This window comes from Salinisphaera hydrothermalis C41B8 (assembly GCF_000732535.1).
In the GTDB taxonomy this organism is placed as follows: domain Bacteria; phylum Pseudomonadota; class Gammaproteobacteria; order Nevskiales; family Salinisphaeraceae; genus Salinisphaera; species Salinisphaera hydrothermalis.
On sequence record NZ_APNK01000007.1, the window covers coordinates 82,965 to 97,666 of the forward strand.

Genomic DNA, 14,702 nt, shown 5'->3' on the forward strand with positions numbered 1-14,702 from the left:
GTCCACCGGCGCCATTGCGACACTGCTCGCGGGCCGCGACTGCGTGTCGCGCACGGCGCCACGAGGCATCAGGCGACCTTTGATATGCAAAGCGGTCGCATCACGGGGGGACATGGATGAGCAGCGCCGAAGCCCAAGCTTCGACGAGCGGCGGACTGGCCGATGTCATGGCCCGTCTGCGCGCGTCGCCGCGCATTGCGCTGATAATCGGCGTGGCGGCCGCGGTGGCCGTGCTCGTCGCGCTCCTGCTCTGGACCCGTTCGCCCGATTACGCCGTACTCTATTCCGGTTTGTCGAACCGTGACGGCGGTGAGGTGACCGCACGCCTCGACCAGATGCAGGTGCCATATAAGCTGTCCGGCGGCGGCAGCACGATCATGGTGCCGCGTTCCAGAGTCGACCGCATTCGCTTGCAGATGGCCAGCGACGGGCTGCCCAAGGGCGGCGGGGTCGGCTTCGAGCTGATGGACAACGAACCCTTCGGCATCAGCGAGTTCGCGGAGAAAGTGAATTATCAGCGCGCGCTCGAAGGCGAACTGGAGCGCTCGATCGAGACTATCGACGAAGTCTCGAGCGCCCGGGTACAGCTCGCCATGCCGAAATCAAGCGTCTTCGTGCGTGACCAGAAGCAGCCCAAGGCTTCAGTCGTGCTCGAACTGTATTCCGGTCGCGCGCTGGCCAAGGGCCAGGTCACGGCGATACAGAATCTCGTGGCCAGCGCGGTGCCCGGTCTTCCGATCGACGCCGTGACCATCGTGGACAGCCGCGGGCATCTGCTATCCGGCAGCGACGCCGGGGATGGCGGCGTGGACGGCACGCGGCTGGCATACGCGGCCCGCGTCGAAAAGACGTACCAGCAACGCATCCAGAACCTGCTGGCACCTATCGTTGGCGCCGACAATGTGCGCACCCAAGTGGTCGCCGATCTGGATTTCGCCAAGCGCGAGCGCACCAGCGAGAACTACAGCCCCAACAACGGCAACAAGCCGGCCGCGATTCGCAGCCAACAGACCAGCCAGAAAGTCGACAAAAACGGCAACCAGGGCGGCGTCCCGGGAGCGCTGAGCAACCAGCCGACACCGAATCAGCCATCGCCGATCAACAACCCGAAAAAGGCCGGCGGCAACAATCAGAATACGCGCGGCGCGAACAACAATAACAACGGCAACAGCAATAACGGCAACGGCTCGCTGCAGACCAATGGCGCGCTTGGCCTGGATAACTCGGGGCAGATCTCGACCTCGAAGAGCGACACGACCAACTACGAACTCGACCACACCATTGCCCATGTCACCGATCCGGTCGGCCAGGTGCAACGCGTGTCGGTGGCCGTTGTGATCAACCAGAAAGCGCTGGCGGCCGGCAGCGGCAAAAACGCCACCGCCGGGCTGTCGAAACAACAGATGGACCAGATCCGCAGCCTTGTCCGTGGCGCGATCGGCTACTCGGCGACCCGTGGCGATTCCGTGGAAGTCATGCAGATGCCGTTCACGGCCGCATCGGGCGATCAGGCCCCGGCCACGCCGTCGTGGTGGCAAAACCCGACCCTGCAGTCGATGGCGATCAAGGCGCTGAAATATCTGGTGCTCGCCTTGGTCGCGTGGCTGCTGTGGCGCCGTCTGGTTCGTCCGCTGGCAGAGCGCAGCGGGCTATTCGGCGAGGTGGTGACGTCGCGCCGTACGGCCTCGAATGCACCGCCCGCCGCAGAAGCCGATTCGGAGGAAGACGCGACCGAACAGGCACTGCGGAGCCAGCGGCGCAAGCGTCATACGGATGCGATCCGCAATGCCCAGGAGGCCGCCCGCGAGGACCCGCGCATGGTCGCCATGATCGTCAAAGGCTGGATGAAAGAAGATGTCTAGCACGAGCAGCAGCCGCAGTGGCCTCGATCGCAGCGCCATCCTGATGATGGCGATGGACGACGACACCGCCGCCGAGGTGTTCAAGCACCTGTCCAGTCGTGATGCGCAACAACTCGGCATGCGCATGGCCGCCTTGCGTAATGTGTCTTCGGAGCAGATCGAGGAAGTGCTGCGCGAGTTCAGCGACGAGCTCGACCAGTACGGCGCGATCAACATCAACTCCAGCGAGCACATCCGCTCGGTGCTGATCAAAGCCATGGGCGAAGAACGCGCCGCCAGCCTGCTCGAGGACATCTTCGAGAACAACGAAGGCTCCGGCATCGATGCGCTCAACATGATGGAAGCGAACGTCGTGGCCGAGATGATCCGCGATGAGCATCCGCAGATCATCGCGACCATCATCGTCCATTTGGAGCGCAATCAGGCCGCGGACGTGCTGCTGTGCTTCGAGGAACGCCTGCGTAACGACGTGATCCTGCGTGTGGCCACCTTCTCCGGCGTACAACCGGCCGCGCTGGCCGAGCTCACCGAAGTGCTCGGCAGCCTGCTTGACGGTCAGAATCTCAAGCGCAGCAAGATGGGCGGGGTGAGCACGGCGGCCGAGATTCTCAACCTGCTGAATTCATCGCACGAGGAAGCCGCGCTGGCCAGTGTGCGCGAGCACGATGAAAACCTCGCTCAGCGCATCATCGACGAAATGTTCGTGTTCGAGGATCTCGAAAAAGCCGACAACCGGACGATGCAGCGCATCCTCATCGAGCTCGACAACGATACCCTTGCCGTCGCGCTCAAGGGCACCAGCGAAGCCCTGTTCACCCGCTTCACTGCCAACATGGCCTCGCGCGCTGCCGATCTGCTGCGTGAGGACATGGAAATGCGCGGGCCGGTGCGTCTGTCGCAGGTCGAATCCGAGCGCAAACGCATTCTGGATACGGTCCGTCGTCTGGCCGACGCGGGTGAAATTACCCTGAGCGGCGACGACGATGAATATGTCTAGCGCGTCGCACGACAACGACTGGCAGCGTTGGCGGATGGATCCGCTGGAACGCCGCACCGCGCCGCGCGAACGCGACCGAACCGCGCCCGAAGCCGCGGCCGCGCCTACCCCGCCCCGCCGGCGCCGCGAGGACCAGATCAGCATGACGCTGTTCGAACTCGCCAAGGAAGAAGCCGAAAAGAAAGGCTACGAGGCCGGCCGTGAACAGGGCTATGCCGACGGCTACGCCGAAGGCGAAGCCAAGGCGCGTGCCGAACAACAGGCACGTCTGGACGCCGAGATCGCCGAACGGCTGGCCCCGATCGATCGCCTCGTGACGCAATTCGCCGAGGCGGCGGATGCGCTGGATGAGCGCATTGGTCGCCAGCTCGTGGAGCTGGCGATCGAGACCGGGCGGCAACTGGCCGGACGCGCCCTCGAGATTCGCCCCGAGCATATCCTCGACGATGTACAGGAACTGCTGGAGAACCACCCGGGCCTGACCGGCTCGCCCACGCTCTACGTCGCAGCCGAGGAGCTGTCGCGCATCGAGCATCATCTCGGCCAGAGCCTGGCCGGTGCCGGCTGGCGGCTGCGCGCCGATGCCTCGCTCGCCCCCGGCGATTGCCGCATCGAGGACGACGAGCGCGAGATCGACAGCACGGACGCCGATCGCTGGGCCCGCCTGCTCCAGGCCGTCGGCCACGAGAAGCACTGATGCAGCCCTCGGCGGATGATCTGCTGTCGGGCTGGGAACAGCGTTTGGCGACTATGCGCTCGCGGATCGCGGCCACCCCGCGCGTGCGCGAACGCGGCAAACTCGTACGGGCCAGCGGCCTGGTACTGGAAGTGGTCGGGCTGCGCCTCCCGCTCGGGGCCCACTGCTGGATCGAACAGATCGACGGGCGCGAGCACGCCGAAGCCGAGGTGGTCGGCTTCTCTGGCCGGTCGCTGTTGCTGATGCCGTTCGCCGAAACCACCGGCCTGATCCCCGGTGCGCGCGTGTGGCCGGTGCTCGGCCCGCCGGGCAGCGCGCCGGGCGCCGCCAAATCCATACCGGTCGGCCCGGCCCTGCTGGGGCGCGTGCTCGACGCGCGCGGCCGGCCGCTGGATGGCGAGCCGCTGCCCTCGGACGCCGATTACGCAGCGCTGGCGTCGCGCTCTATCAACCCGCTCGAGCGCGCTCCAATTAGCGACGTACTGGATACCGGCATTCGTGCGATCAACGCCCTGCTGACAGTCGGCCGCGGCCAGCGGCTCGGCCTGTTCGCCGGTTCCGGCGTCGGCAAGAGTGTGCTGCTCGGCATGATGGCGCGCTTCACCGCGGCCGACGTGATCGTGGTCGGCCTGATCGGCGAACGCGGCCGTGAGGTCAAGGATTTTATCGACAACATCCTCGGCGATGCCGGCCTGGCGCGGGCCGTCGTGGTGGCCGCGCCGGCCGATACCTCGCCGCTGCTGCGTCTGCAGGGCGCCGATTACGCCACGCGTATCGCGGAGGATTTCCGCGATCGCGGCTTCAACGTATTGCTGATCATGGATTCGCTCACGCGCTATGCCATGGCCCAGCGCGAAATCGCACTCGCTATCGGCGAACCGCCCGCCACCAAGGGCTACCCGCCGTCGGTGTTCGCGCGCCTGCCCACGCTGGTCGAGCGCGCCGGTAACGCCCGCGCCGGCAGCGGCTCGATCACGGCGTTCTATACCGTGCTGACCGAAGGCGACGACCAGCAGGACCCGATCGCGGATTCGGCGCGCGCCATTCTGGACGGGCATTTCGTGCTCTCGCGCCAGCTCGCCGAGGCCGGTCACTACCCGGCGATCGATATCGAAGCGTCAATAAGCCGCGCAATGACAGCGCTTATCGACGAAACGCAGCTCGCGCGCGTGCAGTACTTTAAGCGTATGTTCTCGCGCTACGAGCGCAGCCGGGATCTGATCGCCGTGGGGGCCTATGCGGCAGGCAGCGATCCGACCCTGGACCAGGCCATCGCGTTGCATCCGCGCATGGAAGAGTTTCTCCAGCAGGGCATGGGCGAACGCAGCGACCACGGCGACGCCACGGCCCGGCTGGCCGATCTCGTCACCGGCAACGACGCTTCGTCATGAATCAATCCTCGCTGAACGCACTGATCGAACTGGCTACCGAAAAACGCGACGCCGCGGCTGCCCAACTGGGCGCCCTGCACGGCGAGCGCGCCCGCAGCCAGGCGCAACTCGACGCCCTGATCGCCTACCGCGCCGAATATGGCGAACGGCTGGCGCGGGCGATGGCAGACGGGCTGTCGATGCATCGGCTGGATAACGATCAGCGTTTCCTGGCATCGCTCGACGAAGCGATCGCCCAGCAGGAGCAGATCGTCGCCCAAAGCGAACATCGTCTGGCCGACGGCAAGAGCCAGTGGCAGGACCGCCAGCGACGGCTGAAATCGTTCGACGCGCTGGCCGAGCGCCGCCGAGCGAGCGAGGCGCGCCGCGAAGCGCGTCGGGAACAACAAGACAACGACGAAGCCGCCGGGCGCTCATCGCGCCGGGCCAATGGCTGATCGGTTCGAACGGGGGGAACCATGACGATCGATCTGGGGGCACTGAGCGCGGGCGCGGCCAAGACCGCGGCGCCGAAAAACACGACGACGCCGAACGCGTCGAACAACAACACGTCCGATTTCTCGCGCACGCTCGCGGCGTCGCAGGCGTCCCGCGACTCGCGGTCGGGTCAGGCGTCGTCATCCAACGGCCAGCAGCAAACGTCGGGCAGCCAGGCCCCGGCTCAGGATGCGTCCTCGCGCCAGGCTTCGCACGTGGCGCAGGCGGAGCATTCAGGCGATGGCCACTCGGCCGATGCCCAGTCGAAGCCGGCCTCCGCCGACCCGAAAACCGCCGCGGCCGAAGATCATCAGAACACGGATGTCGTGCGTCGTCGGCTGAGCACGGAGTCCAAGCTGGCAAGCCGCGCCGAGACCGACAAGAACGCCGCCGATCGCGTGATCGCCGAGACCTCGGCTCGCGACGCACGAAACGTCGCGGATAGCGCCAATCGCGCCGCCGCCGAAGCCGCCACTCAGACGCAAACGGCTGCCCAGGGGGCCGCCGCGCGCTCCGGGTCGGCGACCACGCATCCTCATAAGATCGCGTCGTCGAGCAAGACAACGACGGACAAGACGCACGACACCCAATCGCAGAAAGGCGCGGACGCAGCCGACAGTACCGGGCCGATTGCCGCCCTGGTCCAGGCGCCGTTGATCGTCACGCAGACGATCAAACCGGGCAACGGTTCGCAGACCGGCGTCTCCGATGCGACCCACGGTCATTCGCACTCGGCCGCGGCGTCATTGCGCGCGTCCTGGCAACAGCTGTTCACGCAGTTGGGCGGCCACGGCGGCCAGGGGTCGTCAAACGGGGACGCCAGCGGCCAGACGCGCGGCGATAATCCGGCCCAGCTTCTGGCCGCGCTGACTACAGACGGCAAGAACAGCCCGGATGCGCGCAGCGGCCAACGCTTCAGCCTGACGCAGACCACCGATTCCTCGGCCAGTGCCACGAACGGCAGCGCTTTGACGGCCGCCACGGCGTCGGCACTTCACTCGACGTCGGCAACCCACGGGCAAGCCGCCAGCGCGCCAGCGACCGCCTCGACGCAGACCACGCTGAGTGCGCCGTTGGCCAGCAGCGACTGGAACCAGGCCCTGGGCCAACACACGATGCGGCTGGTCGGCTCCGGCCAACAGCTGGCCCAGATTCAGTTACACCCGCGCGAGCTGGGCCAGATCAATATCTCGGTCACGGTCAACGATCATAATCAGGCCCAGATCCATTTCGCGGCGGCCCATGCCCATGTCCGTGATGCGGTCGAAGCGGCATTGCCTCAACTGCGCCAGTCGCTGGCCGCCGGCGGGCTGTCGCTCGGCCAGGCCTCGGTGGGCGACCAGAACAGCCAGGCCGCATTCGCCGGCCGGGACGATCAATCGGGCCAGCGTAGCGGGCGGCCGTCCGCCGAAATCGCCGCGGTAACCGAGACGTCGCTCGATGACACGAGCGCTGTGTCGCCTGTTTCGCGCCGCGCCGGGCCCATCAGCGGCATCGACATCTTTGCTTGAGCGCCAATCGGCCGATAAAGCCAGACGGTTTGCCCACTCTGATATTTTCTCAATGACTCACTCTGATTCGTTTTCATCCCGCCGACGTCAACAAGGCGCGGCCCGTACGCTGCTGCTGATCGGCGTGGTCGTGCTCGTCGCCGTACTCGCCGCGGGCGCCGGTGGCTATTTCTATTTCATGAAGGGCCATAGCGGCAGCGCTCAGGCGGCGGAACAACCGCCGCCCAAGCCGACGTTCGTCAAGGTCGATCCGATGACGGTGAATCTGTCCGGCGATTCGCGCGTGCTCTATATCGGGCTGTCGCTCGCGGTTGCCAATCAGGCCACCGCCGATACGCTCACCGCGCATATGCCGGAAGTGCGTAATCGCATGCTGATCACGCTAAGCGATCAGTCGGCCGACGCGCTGACCAGCGCCAGCGGCAAGCGCGAGATCGCGAAAACATTGCGAGAGACCCTGCGCAAACCGTATGAGAAGGACGGCAAGCCGGTCGCGATCAAGAATGTGTTGTTCACCGATTTTATCGTTCAGTAGCCATGGCCGACGACGATATGCTCTCGCAGGCCGAGATCGACTCGCTGCTCAAGGGGGTGAGCGGCGAGGACGAACCGGCCGAAGCTGAACAAACCGCCACCGGCAAACGCATCCGGCCGTTCGATCCGGCCACGCAGCAGCGCGTGGTGCGGGGTCGGCTGCATACGCTCGACATCATCAACGAGCGTTTTGCCCGCGATTTCCGCATGTCGTTGTTCAATCTGATTCGGCGCAGCGCCGACATCACGGTCGACTCGGTCAAGATCCAGGCGTACAGCGAATTCACGCGCAATCTCCCAGTGCCGGCCAACATCAACCTGTTCGGGATGAAACCGCTGCGTGGCAATGCGTTGATGGTGTTCCCGCCGAACATGGTGTTCCTGGTCGTCGACAGCCTGTTCGGCGGTGATGGCCGCTTCCTCACCAAGTCGGAGGGGCGAGAGTTCACGCATACCGAGCAACGCATCATCGGCCGCCTGCTGACCCTCGCGCTCGAAAGCTACGACCAGGGCTGGCGTAACGTCTATCCGCTGGAAATGGAATTCCAGCGCGCCGAGATGCAGGTGCGTTTCGCGAATATCACGAGCTCGCCCAATGAGCTGGTGGTCAACACGACGTTTCATCTCGAGGTCGGCGCGTTCGGGGCGGATTTCAATATCTGTATTCCCTACGCGATGATCGAACCGATTCGCGAGGTTCTAACCAATACGGCGCTGCAGAAAGCCGATCCGGAGGAACAGGAAGCCCGGGCTCAGCGCCTGGCCGGCGAGGTCAAGCGCAGCCATGTGCCGCTGACCGCCGACTTCACCACGATCGAATCCACCATTGGCCGGGTCAGCCGGCTCGCCGTCGGTGACGTGCTGCCGATCGAGCTGCCCGGCGAAGTCACCGCGCGCGTCGACGACGTGCCGGTATTCGCCGCCGCCTATGGCCGCCTCAACGGCCGCAAGGCGCTGCGCGTGACGCGCATGATCGACCACGGCACCCAAGACTCGCCCAGGACGCGTAAGCCATGACCGACTCGCCCAAAGACCAGGATACCGAACAGAATCAGACCGGCACCGACGACGCCTGGGCCGAGGCCCTGGCCGAACAGGCCGCCGCGGAGCAGGATACGGCCGCCGAATCCACGGCCGACGACGATGCGAGCGCCGCCTGGGCCGAAGCCATGGCCGAACAAGCGGAGGCCGAAACCGCGGCAGAGCCCCGGGCGGCCGACGATACGGTGTTTCGTCCGTTCGCGGATGAATCCGCCCGAGGCACGCCGCGCGATCTCGACATGATCATGGAAATTCCGGTGACGCTGTCGGTCGAGCTGGGCTCGACGCGCCTGTCGATCCGCGAACTGCTGGATCTGGCCAAGGGATCGATCGTGGAGCTGGATGGTCTCGCCGGCGAGCCGATGGATATCCTGATTAACGGCTATCTGGTCGCCCAGGGCGAGGTCGTCGTGGTCGAAGACAAATACGGCATTCGCATCACCGACATCGTCGATCGCGCCGAACGTATCGGCAAACTCAATCGATGAGCGACGCAGGAGCGAACGCCCGCCCGGCTTCGCAGCCGCCGGGCGGTATCGCGCCCTCATGGTTCGACCACCCGGACCCGGGCCAAGCGTCACAGCAGAACGTCGCCCCGACGACGCCTGACGTTACCCACGCGACCACACAGGCCGGCACGACGCCGAGCAGCGGCGCGGACCTGCCGGGCAACCTGATCGGGCGCACCTCGATCGCGCTCATCGCCGTGATCGGCGTCATCCTGGTGTGTGCCTGGACACTCAAACGCCTCGGCTTTCAGCGTGATCGCGCCAGTCAGTCGCTCCCGATCGTGGCTTCGCGAAGCCTCGGTCAGCGTGAGCGCGTCGTGGTCATCGAGGTCGAAGACGAATGGCTGGTGCTCGGCGTGACGCCGCAGAACATCACTGCCCTGCACCGTCGTCCCGCACCTGCCGATCGAGACTCGCCCGACACGCCCCACGCAGCGCCGACCGGGGCCCGGCCGACCTTCGGCCAAGCGCTGGCCGAAAACCTGACACGCCTGACCGGGCGAGGCCGCTCGTGATGATGCGCCTGCTCGCATTCGTCTTTGGATTGTTCCTGGCCGGTACGGCCGCGGCCCAGACGACCGGCGGCTCAGGCCTGCCCGGCGTGATCAGTCAGCCGCTGTCGAGCGGCGGCACGGAATGGACCGTTTCGGTCCAGACGCTGGTGCTGTTTACCGCGCTGGCCTTCCTGCCGGCCGTCCTGCTGCTGATGACCGGCTTCACGCGCATCATCATCGTGCTCAGCCTGTTGCGCAGCGCACTCGGTACGCCGACCGCCCCGCCGAATCAGGTGCTGCTCGGACTGGCGTTGTTTCTGACTTTCTTCGTGATGTCGCCGGTGTTCCACAAGGTGTACAACGTCGCCTATCAACCGCTGTCGAACAACGACATCACCTTCCAGCAGGCCCTGGTGCGCGGCGCCGGCCCGATGCGCAACTTCATGCTGCGCCAGACCCGCGAACCCGACATCGCGATGTTCGCCAAACTCGGCAACGTTGGCCCGATTCAGACGCCACAGGACACCCCCATGCGGGTGCTGCTGCCGGCGTTCGTCACCAGCGAGCTGAAAACCGCGTTCCAGATCGGCTTCACGATCTTCATCCCATTTCTGGTGATCGATCTGGTGGTGGCCAGCGTGTTGATGTCGCTGGGCATGATGATGGTGCCGCCAGCGACCATCTCGCTGCCGTTCAAGCTGATGCTGTTCGTGCTGGTCGACGGCTGGACGCTGTTGATCGGTTCGTTAGCTAAGAGCTTTCACTAGGGCGTGTTGAGGTTTCGTGCGAGCGCCGCGTTGGAGACCGCAAATCGTGTCCGGCAAGGCGCGAGTCGCCGCGTCGTGGCGTGCCACGACCCAGACTCGCAACGCCGCCGGGCGCCCCTGGCTAATTTTTTTATGGGCGGCCCAACCCGAAGGGACAGGCGCCCACAAATTAACGACACGACGGCAATACAGCGTTATAGCTCTCTCGCGTAGAACGACTACGCCACGTTCGCTACGCCTCGTCTTGCCGCCCCTAGTTAATTTTCAGGGAGCGCTTGGCGCGGACTCGAACGAAACCTCAACACGCCCTAGCGCAGGAGAGATCCGATGACACCGCATACCGTAATGGATCTGGCCTATCAGGGCATGAAGCTGACGCTGATGATGGCCGCGCCCATGCTCGGCACGGCGCTGCTTTTTGGCTTGCTGATCAGCCTCTTTCAGGCCGCCACCCAGATCAACGAAATGACGCTGTCGTTCATTCCCAAGATCCTGGCGGTATTCGTGGTGCTGATCATCGCCGGTCCCTGGCTGATCGGCGAGATCATGGACTTCACCCGGCACCTGTTCCTGAATATTCCCAACCTGGTGCAATGATCCATTTCACCAGCGGCCAGCTCACCGGCTGGGTCATGCTCGTGTTCTGGCCGTTCGTGCGGCTGCTGGCCTTCGTGGCGACCGCCCCGTTATTCGGCGAGAACATGGTGCCGCGCCGGGTGCAGATCGGGCTGGCCGGGCTTCTGGCCTTCGTCATTGCCCCGACGCTGGGCCCGATTCCCGACGTGCCGCCGGTATCGATCGCCGGCGTGTGGCTGATCATCCAACAGGTGATGATCGGCGCCGCGCTGGGGTTGGTGATGCGGCTCGCCTTTGGCGTGGTGCAGGCCGCCGGCGAATTCATTGGCATGCAGATGGGGCTGGGGTTCGCATCTTTTTATTCGGCTGCGATGGGCACCAATACGATGGTGCTCGGCCAGATCCTCAATACGATCGCGATGCTGCTTTTCCTGGCCTTCAACGGCCATCTCGTGCTGATCGATATTCTCACGCGCAGCTTCACCCTGCTGCCGATCGGCGCCAGCGAATTCGACGGCAACGGCTGGATGCTTGCCGCGCGCACCGGCGCTATTCTGTTTACCGCCGGCGTCAGTCTGGCGCTGCCGCTGATCGCCACGCTGCTGACCATTAATATGGCGATGGGCATTCTCAACCGCGCATCGCCCCAGCTGTCGATCTTCTCGATCGGCTTTCCGATGACGCTGATGACCGGCCTGGCCGTGCTTACCTTCCTGATGCCGGATCTGGGCGGCTTCATGCACCGGCTGTTCGACACCCTGTTCGAGCGCATGTTGGAAGTCACGGCCGCACTGGCCGGATCGCCGACCACTTGAACCCGGCACGCGACCATCGGCGCATTCTCCTACGCGCGGCGCCGGCAATCGCGGGCCGCAGTCAACACGGCGCGGCTCATTGACGGCTCTCTCGATCGCGAGTCCGGGGCCGGTTAGCCCTGACTAAAAAGCGACATCTTCTGCACGCTGGAGAAGGTCTGCTGCGCGGCCTGTAGCGCGACCTTGGCCAGCGAGAAGTCGGAAATGGCCGAGACCATATCCACATCCCGAATCTTCGAGATGTTCTGCTTGTCGGTCACGCTCTGGGTATCGCCGATGTTGTCGAGGCTATCCAGCGCGCTGAGTTTCGTGCCCAGGTTCGAGCGTACCGACAACACGTTGTCGAGCGAATTATCGACCTGGCGGTTGGCGCGGTTGATCGTATTGGTCAGTTTGGCCTGGGCCGCCGGACTGTCGACCGGCTGGCGCAGGGTGGCGACGGTATTGGCCAACGCGTTCAGGATATTGCTGTCGGAACTCGCACCCTTGGCGAAGGTGTAGCTGTCGCCGTTGGTCGGATCGCCCTTGATCGTGGTCTGCAGGCCACTGCCTAGCGCGATCTGCTGGCCCGACTGATAGGCCGCATTCGAAACCAGCGTATTGCCGGTCGTCTGGTCAACCACGCTGTAGGTGGCGCTGCTGCCGCTGCCGGAAAAGCTCAGCTTGAAGGTATCGCCGAAATCGCTGGCGTTGGATGCGACCACGTCCAGCGACGCATAGGTCGTGCTGCCGCTGTTGCTACCGTCGGCGGTCGCCACATACTTGGCGTTCGCCGTCGTCGCCGCAAACACGCTCGAGCCCGGGTCGTTGACCGTTATGCGACGAGAGCCATCGACCTGAAGTTCGCGCTGGCCCTGGTCACCACTGTAGACCAGATTGCCCGGGCTGCCGGTGAAGGCGGTGGCACTCGAGCTATAGCCGGCGAAGATGGCGTCGCCGTTGCCGTCCTTGGCGTTGGCCGCCGACAACAACTGCTGATACACGCCGTCGAGCTTGTTGGCCAGCGAATCGCGATCGGCGTTGCTCAAGGTGCCATTACTGGCTTGCACCAGCGCCTGCTTGGCGGAATCCAGGGCGGTGGTCACCTGGTTGAGCTGGTTTTCCTCGGTGGACAACTGGGTTTCAGCGGTCGACCGGGTACTCGCGTACTGATCGTTGATCTGGCTGGCCTGCTGCATATCCAGCAGTTGCGCGGCGCCGCGCGGATCGTCCGATGGCTTGTTGATCCGCTTGCCGGTGGCCAGCTTTTCGCCGATCTGCGACACACGGGTCTGCTGGTCCAGGATCGACTGGGTGCCCTGGGCATAGATGGTATTGGTGCTGAGACGCATGGCTTAGCCTCGAAGGTTATCGGCCCAGCCCCAGAACCGTGTCGAACACGGTCGAGGCGGTCTGGATGACGCGGGCGTTGGCCTGGTACATCTGCTGGTAGTACATAAGGTTGACGTTTTCCTCGTCGAGGTTGACGCCGGCAACCGATTGCTGGGCCTGGCTCAGTTCCTTCGTCAGCGCGCTTTCCGAATCGGAATTCACCTGCAACGACTGGGTCTGGTTGCCGATATTGCCGACCAGCTGGGAGTAGTTATCGGAAAAACTGCGATTGCCTTCCACCACATTGGCTTGTTGCAGGGCGGCCAGAGCATTGGCGTTTTTGTTATCGCCGACGCCGCCCCCCTGTGCCGCCGCCAGTTTGGCCGGATCGGAAATCGCGACCGAGAACGACGAGGCGGCGTTATCCAACGGCCGCACGGCAAACGTATCGCCCTGGGCCGGGTTGCCCGATACCGAGACATTCAGGCCACCGAAGGACAGCGTGTTCGAGGCGCTGTCGAAGTTGGCGTTCACGCTCGCGCCGTCGCTGGCCCGCGTGACCTGGTAACCGCTGCCGGTGTATTTCACACGATAGTTATCGGCGGTGACGGCATCGGTCTGGCCGGCGGCAAACGACGCGGAGAGCGTCGCGCTGCCGGTATTGTTCTGACTGGCATACACCGACGGCTGGCTGGTGGTGAACAGCGCCTGTCCGGGGTTTCCGTTGAGATCGGTGCCTTGTTCGTGCTGTGCGTTGACCGCGGTCGCCAGGTCGTGCGCGGTCTGATTGAGCTTGGCCTGTGCCGGCGCCAGCGAATCGGCGGCAAACGACAAAAGGCCGCCGATCTCGCCGCCGGTGACACGGGCGTTGGGGATCTCACGCGTGCCGCCATCGGCACTGACATACCCTAGCCGCTGCTGCGTCGGATCGTTGGCGGAGGCCACCGTTGTCAGCTTGTGACTACCGTTGGCATCCACCAGCGACTGACCGCCGACGGTGAGGTTGTAGCTGCCGTCGTCGTTCTTGGTGACATCGACATTGATCAGCTTTGATGTCTTGGCCACCAACTCGTCGCGCTGGTCGAGCAGCTTGTTGGGCGGCTGACCGGTGCGGGCCTGGGTCACCGTGATCTGCTTGTTGAGGGCGGCGATCTGCGAGGCGTTGTTGTTCACCTCGCTGACGGCGCTTTTGACCTGCTTGTCGACGGCATCGCCCATATCCGACAGCGTGGAAGCAAACGAGCGGAACCGGCTGGCCATATCCTGCGCATCGCCGAGCACCGCGTTGCGCGCCGAAGAGTCCTGAGGCGAACCGGCCAACGTCGACAGGCTGTCGAAGAAACTCTGCATGCGCGGCGCCAACCCCGACGTACTGTCGGACAGCAGGTTATCGATCTGGGAGACCTGATCGAGATGACTGGTGGTCGCCGATGCCTTCGATTGCGCGGCGTTGAGCTGCGCCGTGAGGAACTGGGCGTACTGACGCTGGACCCCGGTCACCTGGACGCCGCCGGCTTCTTGCGATCCGGCAACTTCCGACAGCTGCGTCTTGCGCCGCGTATAGCCGGGCGTGTTGACGTTGCTGATGTTGTTGCTGGTGGTATTCAGCCCGGCCTGGGCTGCACTCAGACCCGACAGGCCGATTCCGAACAGATTGGACATGACGGCGGTGTTCCTCTTCTCGGCGCGCGGTCTTTGGCCGCTACTTAAACTTCAACGG

General features: G+C 64.6%; 15 protein-coding genes. 13 read left to right on the plus strand and 2 right to left on the minus strand.

Going from position 1 to position 14,702, the window contains the following annotated elements; all coding sequences use genetic code 11:
- Positions 1–116: 116 nt before the first annotated feature.
- From fliF to fliR, 13 genes are all read left to right on the plus strand, one after another.
- A complete protein-coding gene (fliF, locus tag C41B8_RS06970; protein WP_037335942.1) occupies positions 117–1,862 on the plus strand; it encodes a flagellar basal-body MS-ring/collar protein FliF in 1,746 nt (581 codons plus the stop codon).
- Positions 1,855–2,859: a flagellar motor switch protein FliG gene (gene fliG, locus C41B8_RS06975; protein WP_037335943.1), complete on the plus strand. Its 1,005-nt coding sequence runs from the start codon at positions 1,855–1,857 to the stop codon at positions 2,857–2,859. The genes fliF and fliG overlap by 8 nt, the downstream gene beginning before the upstream one ends.
- Positions 2,846–3,556: a flagellar assembly protein FliH gene (locus tag C41B8_RS06980; protein ID WP_084188622.1), complete on the plus strand. Its 711-nt coding sequence runs from the start codon at positions 2,846–2,848 to the stop codon at positions 3,554–3,556. The genes fliG and C41B8_RS06980 overlap by 14 nt, the downstream gene beginning before the upstream one ends.
- The gene (fliI, locus tag C41B8_RS06985; RefSeq protein WP_084188624.1) at positions 3,556–4,947 is read left to right on the plus strand and encodes a flagellar protein export ATPase FliI; all 1,392 of its coding nucleotides are present in this window, start codon (positions 3,556–3,558) and stop codon (positions 4,945–4,947) included. Before C41B8_RS06980 ends, fliI begins: the two co-directional genes overlap by 1 nt.
- The gene (fliJ, locus tag C41B8_RS06990) at positions 4,944–5,384 is read left to right on the plus strand and encodes a flagellar export protein FliJ (RefSeq protein ID WP_037335945.1); all 441 of its coding nucleotides are present in this window, start codon (positions 4,944–4,946) and stop codon (positions 5,382–5,384) included. Before fliI ends, fliJ begins: the two co-directional genes overlap by 4 nt.
- 21 nt (positions 5,385–5,405) lie before the next feature.
- Complete coding sequence (locus C41B8_RS19490; protein ID WP_051883209.1) at positions 5,406–6,935, plus strand: flagellar hook-length control protein FliK; 1,530 nt, start codon at positions 5,406–5,408, stop codon at positions 6,933–6,935.
- Positions 6,936–6,987: 52 nt separating this feature from the next.
- Complete coding sequence (fliL, locus tag C41B8_RS07000) at positions 6,988–7,470, plus strand: flagellar basal body-associated protein FliL (protein WP_051883210.1); 483 nt, start codon at positions 6,988–6,990, stop codon at positions 7,468–7,470.
- A 2-nt stretch (positions 7,471–7,472) separates the two neighbouring features.
- Complete coding sequence (fliM, locus tag C41B8_RS07005) at positions 7,473–8,486, plus strand: flagellar motor switch protein FliM (protein ID WP_037335948.1); 1,014 nt, start codon at positions 7,473–7,475, stop codon at positions 8,484–8,486.
- Positions 8,483–8,998 carry a flagellar motor switch protein FliN gene (gene fliN / locus C41B8_RS21050; protein WP_037335950.1) on the plus strand — a complete coding sequence of 172 codons (516 nt, stop codon included), beginning with the start codon at positions 8,483–8,485 and terminating at the stop codon, positions 8,996–8,998. Before fliM ends, fliN begins: the two co-directional genes overlap by 4 nt.
- Positions 8,995–9,534, plus strand: a complete 540-nt coding sequence (gene fliO, locus C41B8_RS19495; protein ID WP_051883211.1) for a flagellar biosynthetic protein FliO — start codon at positions 8,995–8,997, stop codon at positions 9,532–9,534. Before fliN ends, fliO begins: the two co-directional genes overlap by 4 nt.
- Positions 9,534–10,280 (plus strand): flagellar type III secretion system pore protein FliP, encoded by a 747-nt coding sequence (fliP, locus tag C41B8_RS07020; protein ID WP_037335953.1) that lies wholly within the window; start codon positions 9,534–9,536, stop codon positions 10,278–10,280. Before fliO ends, fliP begins: the two co-directional genes overlap by 1 nt.
- A gap of 327 nt (positions 10,281–10,607) precedes the next feature.
- The gene (gene fliQ / locus C41B8_RS07025) at positions 10,608–10,877 is read left to right on the plus strand and encodes a flagellar biosynthesis protein FliQ (protein ID WP_037335956.1); all 270 of its coding nucleotides are present in this window, start codon (positions 10,608–10,610) and stop codon (positions 10,875–10,877) included.
- Positions 10,874–11,671, plus strand: coding sequence for a flagellar biosynthetic protein FliR (gene fliR, locus C41B8_RS07030; RefSeq protein ID WP_037335960.1), 798 nt, complete (start codon positions 10,874–10,876; stop codon positions 11,669–11,671). The genes fliQ and fliR overlap by 4 nt, the downstream gene beginning before the upstream one ends.
- 113 nt (positions 11,672–11,784) lie before the next feature.
- On the opposite strand, the gene flgL is transcribed toward fliR, so the two are convergent.
- Together flgL and flgK are read right to left on the minus strand one after the other, a co-directional pair.
- The gene (gene flgL, locus C41B8_RS07035) at positions 11,785–13,002 is read right to left on the minus strand and encodes a flagellar hook-associated protein FlgL (protein WP_037335963.1); all 1,218 of its coding nucleotides are present in this window, start codon (positions 13,000–13,002) and stop codon (positions 11,785–11,787) included.
- Between the two features lie 16 nt (positions 13,003–13,018).
- Positions 13,019–14,644, minus strand: a complete 1,626-nt coding sequence (flgK, locus tag C41B8_RS07040; RefSeq protein WP_037335965.1) for a flagellar hook-associated protein FlgK — start codon at positions 14,642–14,644, stop codon at positions 13,019–13,021.
- Between the last annotated feature and the right edge of the window lie 58 nt (positions 14,645–14,702).